Annotated in this window: 7 protein-coding genes and 1 pseudogene; 4 read left to right on the forward strand and 4 right to left on the reverse strand. The window is 43.0% G+C overall.

Going from position 1 to position 10,008, the window contains the following annotated elements; all coding sequences use genetic code 11:
- Nucleotides 1–15: 15 nt before the first annotated feature.
- Nucleotides 16–858: a 23S rRNA (adenine(2030)-N(6))-methyltransferase RlmJ gene (locus BUA59_RS20220; protein ID WP_072841587.1), complete on the reverse strand. Its 843-nt coding sequence runs from the start codon at nt 856–858 to the stop codon at nt 16–18.
- A gap of 95 nt (nt 859–953) precedes the next feature.
- Nucleotides 954–2,798, reverse strand: a complete 1,845-nt coding sequence (gene ilvD / locus BUA59_RS20225; protein ID WP_072841589.1) for a dihydroxy-acid dehydratase — start codon at nt 2,796–2,798, stop codon at nt 954–956.
- Nucleotides 2,799–2,960: 162 nt separating this feature from the next.
- Between ilvD and BUA59_RS20230 the strand changes: the two genes are divergently transcribed.
- Nucleotides 2,961–4,181, forward strand: coding sequence for an EAL and HDOD domain-containing protein (locus BUA59_RS20230; protein ID WP_072841591.1), 1,221 nt, complete (start codon nt 2,961–2,963; stop codon nt 4,179–4,181).
- A 557-nt stretch (nt 4,182–4,738) separates the two neighbouring features.
- Here the strand turns inward: BUA59_RS20230 and fdxA are convergent.
- Together fdxA and mutS are read right to left on the reverse strand one after the other, a co-directional pair.
- Nucleotides 4,739–5,062, reverse strand: a complete 324-nt coding sequence (fdxA, locus tag BUA59_RS20235) for a ferredoxin FdxA (RefSeq protein WP_012071401.1) — start codon at nt 5,060–5,062, stop codon at nt 4,739–4,741.
- A gap of 171 nt (nt 5,063–5,233) precedes the next feature.
- Entirely contained in the window at nt 5,234–7,891 is a 2,658-nt protein-coding gene (gene mutS, locus BUA59_RS20240) for a DNA mismatch repair protein MutS (protein WP_072841593.1), read from the reverse strand.
- A gap of 78 nt (nt 7,892–7,969) precedes the next feature.
- On the opposite strand from mutS, the gene BUA59_RS20245 reads away from it, so the two are divergent.
- From BUA59_RS20245 to recA, 3 genes and pseudogenes are all read left to right on the forward strand, one after another.
- Nucleotides 7,970–8,470 carry a CinA family protein gene (locus tag BUA59_RS20245; protein ID WP_084122585.1) on the forward strand — a complete coding sequence of 167 codons (501 nt, stop codon included), beginning with the start codon at nt 7,970–7,972 and terminating at the stop codon, nt 8,468–8,470.
- A 113-nt stretch (nt 8,471–8,583) separates the two neighbouring features.
- Nucleotides 8,584–8,775 (forward strand): annotated as a pseudogene (locus tag BUA59_RS20250) (recombinase RecA); the annotation flags it as partial.
- 121 nt (nt 8,776–8,896) lie between these two features.
- The gene (gene recA / locus BUA59_RS20255) at nt 8,897–9,949 is read left to right on the forward strand and encodes a recombinase RecA (RefSeq protein WP_072841597.1); all 1,053 of its coding nucleotides are present in this window, start codon (nt 8,897–8,899) and stop codon (nt 9,947–9,949) included.
- Nucleotides 9,950–10,008: the final 59 nt, after the last annotated feature.

The raw sequence follows: 10,008 nt of genomic DNA on the forward strand, positions 1-10,008 counted from the left end.
TCCTTTATAATATGGTTATTCTGGGGTGATCCAAGTAACTTGGTAATCCGCATCATTATCTTCTGCTAGTAACTTGCTGAGCACTGGCAAAAATTCCTTGGCTTCTTTTTCTAGAGTCCAAGGTGGATTGACGATAATCATACCGCTTCCTGCCATGCCGCGCTCTTGTTCTGTGTTTCTAATGCAAAGCTCTAGTAAAAGCACATTACGAATATTGGTTGCTTTGACGGACTTTAATAACTCGTTAGCTTGCTGACGATTTAATACAGGATACCAAATGGCATAAGTGCCTTGAGGGAAGCGTTTGTAACCATCATCTAGAGCTTGAACAACGTATTGGTAATCTTTTTTCACCTCATAAGGTGGATCCATCAGCACGAATCCACGCTTCTGTGGTGGTGGCAGCATGGCTTTAACCGCGGCAAAGCCATTGTCTTTTACAACATTGGCTTTACGTTTATTCGGGAAAAGTGCCGCTAAAATAGGGTAATCGTTTGGATGCAGCTCACATAAGTGTAGCTTGTCTTTTTGGCGAACGTAATAATCGACAATTTTGGGGCTGCCAGGATAAAACTCTAACGTATCTGTTGGGTTCATCTCGCGGACGATGTCTAACAGATTTTCCAATGGCTCAGGAAGGTTGTCTTCGGTTAACAGTCGTGCAATACCTGAATGGAATTCTTTGTTCTTTTGCGCCTGCTCAGAGTTTAGTGAATATTGACCAATGCCAGCGTGTGTATCCAAATAGAAAAAAGGCGCGTCTTTTTTTATAAAATGGCGACATATTTGACTGACCGTCAAATGTTTTAAAATATCAGCGTGGTTGCCTGCATGATAAATATGGCGATAGCTGAGCATTGTTTTTCCTGTGATGAATAATTAGATTTTGAATGAAAAAGGCCGCAACGCCTGTATTTGGCAAAGCGGCCTTTTGCGTATTACTTTTTTAACAATTAGTCGATTTGACTAATATCACGTACTGCCCCTTTGTCCGCACTGGTCGCAAAGTGCGCGTACACTTTTAGTGCTGGAGAGACTTTACGTGGACGTTCTTCAACTGGCTTCCAAGCGTTTGCGCCTTTTGCGTTCATAGCGTCGCGACGAGTTTGTAGCTCTTCATCGCTAAGCAAAACATTGATCGTACGATTTGGAATGTCGATCAAAATACGGTCGCCATTTTCAACCAAACCGATTGCGCCGCCGGCAGCAGCTTCAGGTGAAGCGTGACCGATAGACAGGCCAGATGTACCACCAGAGAAACGACCGTCAGTTAATAGTGCGCAGGCTTTTCCTAATCCTTTGGACTTAATGTAAGACGTTGGATAAAGCATTTCTTGCATGCCTGGTCCGCCTTTAGGGCCTTCGTAGCGAACGATGACAATGTCACCTGCTTCCACTTTATCATCAAGAATGTTCTTAACCGCTTCGTCTTGAGACTCCGTTACGTGAGCACGGCCTTCAAACACCAGAATCGATTCGTCTACACCTGCACTTTTTACAACACAGCCATCAACAGCGATGTTGCCATAAAGTACTGCTAAGCCACCTTCGAGGGAAAAAGCATTTTCGATAGAGCGAATGCAACCCTCAGCACGGTCTCCATCTAAAGAAGGCCAGCGAGTAGATTGGCTGAACGCTGTTTGCGTTGGAATGCCGGCAGGTCCTGCTTTGTAAAATTCTATGATCTCAGGAGTTGGTGAGCGCATAATATCCCATGTCTCTAACGCTTCTAGCATGGTTTTTGAATGCACAGTGTGACACTGATTGTGCAAAATTCCTGCGCGATCAAGCTCACCCAGCAAGGCAAAAATACCACCGGCACGGTGTACATCTTCAACGTGGTATTTCGGTGAGTTTGGCGCTACTTTGCATAGTTGAGGCACTTTACGAGACAAGCGATCAATATCTTGCATGGTGAAATCAACACCTGCTTCATTGGCAATTGCCAATAAATGCAAGATAGTGTTGGTTGAGCCACCCATGGCGATGTCTAAAGTCATGGCATTTTCAAAGGCTTCGAAGCTTGCGATAGAACGTGGTGCCCAGTTCGCTTCATCGTTTTCGTAGAAACGTTTAGTGATGTCTACGATGCGACGACCAGCATCTAAAAACAAACGGCGACGATCTGAGTGAGTGGCTAATGTCGTGCCGTTGCCCGGTAAACTTAGACCAAGCGCTTCGGTTAGGCAGTTCATTGAGTTCGCGGTAAACATGCCAGAGCAAGAGCCACAGGTTGGGCACGCTGAGCGTTCGTATTCGGCTACTTTTTCATCTGTTGCCGTTGGGTCTGCTGCGATAACCATGGCATCGACTAGGTCAAGTTTGTTTTCGGACAGTTTGGTTTTTCCCGCTTCCATTGGACCGCCAGACACAAAAATAACCGGAATGTTTATGCGCATAGCAGCCATTAGCATCCCCGGTGTAATTTTGTCACAGTTTGAAATACAAACCATGGCATCGGCGCAATGAGCATTAACCATGTATTCAACAGAATCTGCGATCAAATCACGAGATGGAAGACTATAAAGCATGCCGTCATGACCCATGGCGATACCGTCGTCGACAGCAATAGTGTTAAATTCTTTCGCTACACCACCTGCGGCTTCAATTTCACGAGCAACCAGTTGGCCCATGTCTTTGAGATGAACATGACCTGGTACAAATTGAGTGAAAGAGTTGACCACGGCTATGATTGGCTTTTGAAAATCATCGTCTGTCATTCCGGTTGCACGCCATAGCGCGCGAGCTCCGGCCATATTACGGCCCGATGTAGTTGTTTTGGAGCGATATACTGGCATTGTTTTCCCCACAGATTATTGCTTTATTTTGTTTTATATAGCTGGCTACATTTTATGTAGTCCATGTTACCAAGATTATTGTCTATGCCCAATGGCAATTTTTAGACAATATTGAGACACTGTATAAATTAATACTGATACTTTTATTGAAACGGAAACGATATGGTCGAAAATGTATTATCAGCCCACTCTAATGTTGCATTGGCAAGACAGCCAATTGTAGACAGTCGCCTTGCTGTAATGGGGTATGAACTTCTTTATCGCAAAAATTCTGTTGCAGCGCAGGCTGATATTATAGATGACGTTGGAGCAACAGCTCAGGTTATAGCTGCTAGTCTTTTTGAGCTGGGTATGGAAAACCTTGTGGGGACAAGTAAGGCATTTATTAACTTTCCTCGCGCTTATTTGTTAAGTCCCAGTGGCATGCCGATCAATAAAGAAAATATCGTGGTTGAAGTACTGGAAGGTTCGGGTTTCGATGCGATTTTGTTGTCATCTTTACGTCGCTGGGTGAAAGCTGGCTGCTCCATAGCATTAGACGATTTTGTTTTTGATAGTAAGTTAACGCCTTTTATTGAGCTCGCAGACTACATCAAACTAGATGTTCAGACTTTAGGTCGAGATAATTTCCACAAGCAAGTTGAAGCGCTAAGGGGCTTTAGCATTAAAATTATTGCTGAGAAAGTGGAAACGTGGGAAGACTATCAGTTTTGTCGTTTGCTAGGCGTTGAATATTTTCAGGGTTACTTTTTTGAAAAACCTGAGCTGGTGTCTAGTAAAGCGTCTAAAGTGAACAGCATGACACTATTGCAGTTGATGTCATCGCTTTTAAATACGTCTACTTTGAGTGTCGACGAGCTTGAGCGAATAGTCAGTCAAGATGCAGGATTAGTTCATAAACTATTGCGTTATTTAAACTCCCCAGTAACTGGCTTAGTCGCTTCTGTTGATTCTGTTCGTTTGGCTATTATGTTAATCGGCGTAGAAAAACTAAAATCTCTAACAAATTTGTTATTAATGTCAGAGATGGTAGGTGATAGGCACGTTTTGCTTGAGCAAATTATGGTTCGTGCAAAACATGCTGAGTTATTTGCTCATAGCCGGGGTTACAATAATCAGGATAAATATTTTTTAGCCGGAATGTTGTCAATGATTGATGTTTGCACAGGAATGAAGTTAGACGAAGTGCTCGGGGAGTTGCCTTTACCAAGTGAATTTATTAACGCGATAGTACATCGATCTGGAAGAGTGGGTAATACGCTTGATCTAGTTGAGCATTATGGCAGTGGGCATACGATAAAAAGCCCCCAAGATTTGGACGACTTGAAAACCACATACCTTGATGCAATCAAATGGGCTGACGAGTTCCTCATCGCGGTATGACGCTGTATGTTTGAATGAACAATCAAGGTTTGTAGTCCTTTCCTTACATGTCTGTAGTCATTTCCCGTATGTTGCGTGGCTATATGTCATGTATTTTTGTGTTTTATGTTTATGTTATTGATTTTAAAGTAAATAATTAAGTTTTAGTTGTTTTTGATAAAGTTGATATATATTTTTTAGCTGGTAAATTGTGTCTTATCCAAACGGAGTTCATGGATGAAAAGCGCATGAAGTGCTTAATGATATGCCATTGATGGTGTTGAGGATTGAACCGGATGTTCAAGAGCAATGGATTGTTCAAAGGAATAACGTGGTTTGATGGAATGCACCATGCGATAAGGATAGTTTGGATGCTTCATGATGAAGCGAACAGTGATGTTTTACTCATCGGAAGAGTTGCTTGACAGGATGTTAGCAAAAAGCAGGGTTGCCAATAGGCGCCCTTTTTTTTGTCTAAAATTTGTCTGTTTTTATCTGTATAAAGTTAAGCATAAAAAAAAGCGACCTTGGAGTCGCTTTTTTACATTCTTGGTTTTTAAATTTGGTATAGCGTTAAATTAGCGCTCTAAATGCTCTAATTTATCTTCAACACCATCCCACTGCGCAGCATCAGGAAGTGCGTCTTTTTTCTCTGCAATATTTGGCCAGATCAAAGACAAGTCCCTGTTCAATTCTACGAACACTTCTTGGTCTTCAGGCAATTCGTCTTCAGAGAAGATAGCATTGGCTGGACATTCAGGTTCACATAATGCGCAGTCGATACACTCGTCAGGATTGATGGCTAAAAAGTTAGGGCCTTCGTAGAAGCAGTCCACAGGACAAACTTCAACACAGTCAGTGTATTTGCAGCGAATGCAGTTATCGGTAACGATGAAAGCCATTCGACTTCTCCTTACAAGGTATAAAAATGATTGCGCACTATTTTAGAGGTATTGGCCATTTGGCGGCAAGCAACAATCGTAAATAGTCTACATTTATCTGCTATTAGCTTATATCGACTGCTGCTTATATTGAGACCTTTCAGCTGCAGTGCCCAAGGTCTCGATAACTTATTACAGCTGAGATTTCAGCTTATAAAGGGCGCTAATGGCTTCTAACGGTGTCATGTTATCTAAATCTAGTTCTTCAAGCGCATTTTTCAATGCATTTTGTTCAGCCTGAGCAAACATATCCACTTGCTGAGGTTGATAGCCATTCTTGTTTTCTTTGACCAAGTGTTCCTTGGTTTTAGCTTTGGTGGAGTTTGAATCTATCTTGGTTTCTACGGCCTTTGTATCAATATCAATATCAATGCCAGTAACCACTTCCAGTTCTTTAAGCTTTTGCTTAGCGTGCCCAATAACATCGCGGGGAACCCCCGCTAGTTGTGCAACTTGTAGCCCGTATGATTGGCTAGCTGGGCCTTCATGGACCTTGTGTAAGAAGACGATTTCATCTTCGTACTCTGTCGCTGTTAAGTGAACGTTAGCCGCGTTTTCTAATTGGTCAGCAAGCGTAGTGAGCTCAAAGTAATGCGTTGCGAACAAAACATAACATTTTAACTTATTAGCTAAATAGTCGACTGCTGCCCAAGCTAATGACAGGCCATCAAATGTACTGGTGCCGCGTCCAACTTCATCCATTAGTACCAGGCTATTTTTGCTGGCGTTATTTAGGATATTTGCGGTTTCCGTCATTTCCACCATAAAGGTTGAGCGACCGCCGGCAAGATCATCTGATGAACCCATTCGTGTAAAGATTCGATCCACTACAGAGATAGAAGCCGATTCTGCTGGTACAAAACAGCCGGTATGCGCCAATAAAGTGATTAAAGCTATTTGGCGCATGTAGGTAGATTTACCGCCCATATTCGGGCCGGTGATCATCAATAAGGAGCGTTTGTCATTTAGATCAAGATCGTTTGGTACGAAAGGTTCTGAAATAACCGATTCCACCACAGGGTGACGGCCGCCGACAATTTGAATACCACCACGATTATGTAATTCAGGGCAGGTAAAACTAAGCGCGTTAGCGCGTTCCGCAAAGTTGTTCAGTACATCAAGTTGCGCTAAAGCTTGGCTGGTGGTTTGTAGTTCGCCTAGAATCTCATTAAGTTGTTCTAGAAGCGCTTCGTAAAGCTCTTTTTCTCTGGCAAGGGATTTGGATTTTGCACTCAGGGCTTTGTCTTCAAAGGCTTTTAGTTCTGGTGTGATAAAACGTTCGGCATTTTTTAGCGTCTGACGACGAATGTATTCCACCGGTGCCTGATCGGAATGTAGACGACTAATCTCAATGTAATAACCATGAACTCGATTAAAACCGACTTTTAATGAGCTGATGCCAGTACGGGCTTTTTCGCTGCGTTCCATTTCGGCAAGAAAGTCTGTGGCATTAGTGGATAAGGCCAATAGTTCGTCTAACTCTTCATCGTAGCCTTTGGCAAAAATACCACCATCACGAACAACTGACGGTGGATTTTCGACAAGGGCTTTTGCCAACGTCTCTGTGATATCTGGTTGCGCGATAATACGCTGATTGAGTTCTTGCAGTCGCTCAGATGTAGCACTTGCTAACAAATCGTTGATTTCTGGGGCGGCTTCAAGCGCAAATCGCAGGCGCAATAAGTCTCTTGGGCGAGCAGAGCGTAAGGCGACGCGTGACAATATGCGTTCTAAATCGCCCACTTTTTTAAGAGGCGCTTCAAAGACATCATAGGTTTGGTTTTTCTGTAATTCTGCGACGACTTGTTGGCGAGCCTGAATTTCGTTTAAATCACGAATTGGCGTGTGCAGCCAACGTTTTAGTAAGCGGCTGCCCATTGGTGTGGAGCATTTATCGAGAACTTCTACAACTGTGTTGCTGGTACCGCCAGTAAGATTGATATCGATTTCTAAGTTACGTCGAGTCGCGCCATCAATCAGAACCGAATCGTCTTTATGTTCAACCATGATGGATTGAATGTGCGGTAACGCAGAGCGTTGAGTATCTTTAGCGTATTGAAGTAAAGCACCTGCAGACGCAATAGCGGCTGTCATGGCCTCACAACCAAAACCAGAAAGGTCTTTGGTGTTGAATTGCTGAATTAATTGGCGATAACTGGATTCATAATCGAAATGCCAAGGGCCAAGTTCAGAGATGCCTTTTTCCAGCTTCAGTGTCTTTCGTGCAGGGAAATCTTCAGAGATCAAAATTTCTCTCGGCGATAAACGCTGTAATTCACTAGAAAGCGCTTCGTGACCATCTACTTCAAATAAGCAAAAACGGCCACTGGCCATATCTAAATAAGAGAAACCAAAAATATCGAGGCCTTTGCGGGATTGATGAGCAAGGGAAAGTAGAAGGTTTTCGCGTTTCTCTTCCAGGAATGCTTCATCACTAATGGTGCCTGGCGTTACAATGCGAGCGATTTGGCGTTCAACAGGACCTTTGCTGGTGGCTGGATCGCCAGTTTGCTCAGCCACAACAACGGACTCGCCCATACGAACTAAGCGCGCAATGTAGTTTTCCGCAGCGTGATAGGGAATACCAGCCATCGGAATTGGCATGCCACCAGAATGACCGCGAGCGGTAAGTGTAATATCAAGCAGCTGAGACGCGCGTTTAGCGTCATCGTAGAAAAGCTCGTAAAAATCTCCCATGCGATAAAATAGCAGCTGGTTTGGGTGCTGTGATTTAAGGCCGAAGTATTGGCGCATCATCGGTGTATGATTATCTGCTGGTGTTTTACTCATTCGGGAAGCTCGATTGTGATCCAAAAAATAGAGGGGTATTCTACGGGATATTTTCCTAGGATTTAAGGGATAACGATAATGAATCAAATGCAAAAAATGACACGAGCGGCACAACAAGCCAGCGAACTCTTACAAGCAAGAGCGTTGTTGTTGGTTACGGCTGAGTCTTGCACTGGCGGGTTGATTAGTGCGGTATGCACGGAAATAGCTGGTAGCTCATCATGGTTTTTTGGTGGTGTGATTAGCTATGCTAATGAAGCTAAGATGCGTGGTTTGTCGGTAAAAGAAGAAACGCTATCATCCTTTGGTGCCGTGTCTGAGCAAACAGTGAAAGAGATGTGTGCTGGTGCCTTACAATTAGGCGGTGACATTTCTGTGGCTGTGAGTGGCGTGGCTGGTCCTGGGGGCGGCTCGCCAGAAAAGCCTGTAGGTTGTGTTTATATCGGGTGGAAAATGCTTGGACAAGAAGCCAAAGTTGAGCGTTTTCAGTTTTCTGGGGATCGTCAAGCGGTAAGAGAAGCGACTGTTTTAGCTGCTCTTCATGGTGTGAAAGAGATGCTTGAAAGCAGTGAAAAATAATACTGTTTTTATATACAGTATTTCTTGAGATTCCCCAAAAAAAACGATAGAGTTACCCACAACGACAATTAATCACAACGAAAAGTAGCCACAAGGATTTCATAATGTCATCTATTGCAGACAACAAGAAAAAGGCGCTGGATGCAGCGCTGTCTCAAATCGAGCGTCAATTTGGTAAAGGCGCCATCATGAAGATGGGCGAAGGTGCCAAGCTTGATATTGATACGGTTTCTACTGGATCGTTAGGTCTGGATATTGCACTAGGTGCTGGTGGTCTTCCTTATGGTCGTATCTGTGAAATCTATTAAGGTTATATAGCTAAAGTGGTACACGTATATTTAGCCCTTTTTAAAACTGGCTCTAAGTGCTTTTTGTCTAGATGTACTGGTACACATAAAGAATATTGAAAAAATATAGGTGAATATAATGGAATCTAAAGTGGTTGACGCTAATAAGAAAAAAGCACTTGATGCAGCTTTATCTCAGATTGAACGTCAGTTTGGTAAAGGCGCGATAATGAAAATGGGGGATACTCCACGAGAAGCGATTCCTAGTGTATCCACAGGCTCTTTAGGATTAGATATAGCCCTTGGTATAGGCGGACTTCCTCTGGGTCGATGTATCGAGCTGTATGGACCTGAAAGTTCGGGGAAGACAACTCTAACGCTTAGTACAATCGCCGAAGCGCAAAAAAAAGGCTATACCTGTGCATTCATCGATGCAGAGCATGCTCTTGATCCTTCTTATGCCGAAAAGCTTGGTGTAAATGTTGATGAACTGCTTTTGTCTCAACCTGATACTGGTGAACAAGCACTTGAAATTGTTGATATGTTGGTTCGCTCAAATGCTGTAAATTTAATTGTTGTAGACTCAGTGGCAGCCTTAACGCCTAAAGCAGAAATAGAAGGCGAAATGGGGGATTCTCATATGGGGTTACAGGCTCGTTTAATGTCTCAAGCACTTCGAAAACTTACTGGTGGTGCTAAAAACGCCAATTGTATGATCATATTCATAAACCAGATTCGAATGAAAATCGGAGTTATGTTTGGCTCACCAGAGACGACAACAGGTGGTAATGCCCTTAAGTTCTATTCTTCTGTACGTCTTGATATTCGTCGTATAGGATCAGTGAAACAAGGTGACGAAGTTGTTGGTAATGAAACTCGTGTCAAAGTCGTTAAAAACAAAGTTGCTCCTCCTTTCAGACAGGCTGAATTCCAAATCATGTACGGTGAAGGTATTTATCACATGGGGGAGATCATTGATCTAGGTGTGAAACAAGGCCTAGTTGATAAAGCTGGAGCTTGGTATGCCTATAAAGATACTAAAATTGGACAAGGTAAAGCGAATGCAGCAAAATATCTTGAAGAAAACCCTGATATTGCGAATGAAATTGAAACAGAAATTCGTAACCAACTTATCCAAACCCCTACAAAGAAAGAATCCATCGTGATTGAAGATATGGATATTCAAGAATAAGCTTAATGGTTCTTTCTTTGTAATTTGATTAGGTGGGGGCTAGTAATAGTCCCCATTTT

The organism is Marinomonas polaris DSM 16579 (genome assembly GCF_900129155.1).
Lineage (GTDB): Bacteria > Pseudomonadota > Gammaproteobacteria > Pseudomonadales > Marinomonadaceae > Marinomonas > Marinomonas polaris.

Excerpts from the sequence above, each read along its gene's own strand:
- fdxA (WP_012071401.1), bottom strand. The coding sequence starts at position 5,062 with ATGGCTTTCATCGTTACCGATAACTGCATTCGCTGCAAATACACTGAC.
- BUA59_RS20230 (WP_072841591.1), top strand. The coding sequence starts at position 2,961 with ATGGTCGAAAATGTATTATCAGCCCACTCTAATGTTGCATTGGCAAGA.
- recA (WP_072841597.1), top strand. The coding sequence starts at position 8,897 with ATGGAATCTAAAGTGGTTGACGCTAATAAGAAAAAAGCACTTGATGCA.
- ilvD (WP_072841589.1), bottom strand. The coding sequence starts at position 2,798 with ATGCCAGTATATCGCTCCAAAACAACTACATCGGGCCGTAATATGGCC.
- BUA59_RS20245 (WP_084122585.1), top strand. The coding sequence starts at position 7,970 with ATGAATCAAATGCAAAAAATGACACGAGCGGCACAACAAGCCAGCGAA.
- mutS (WP_072841593.1), bottom strand. The coding sequence starts at position 7,891 with ATGAGTAAAACACCAGCAGATAATCATACACCGATGATGCGCCAATAC.
- BUA59_RS20220 (WP_072841587.1), bottom strand. The coding sequence starts at position 858 with ATGCTCAGCTATCGCCATATTTATCATGCAGGCAACCACGCTGATATT.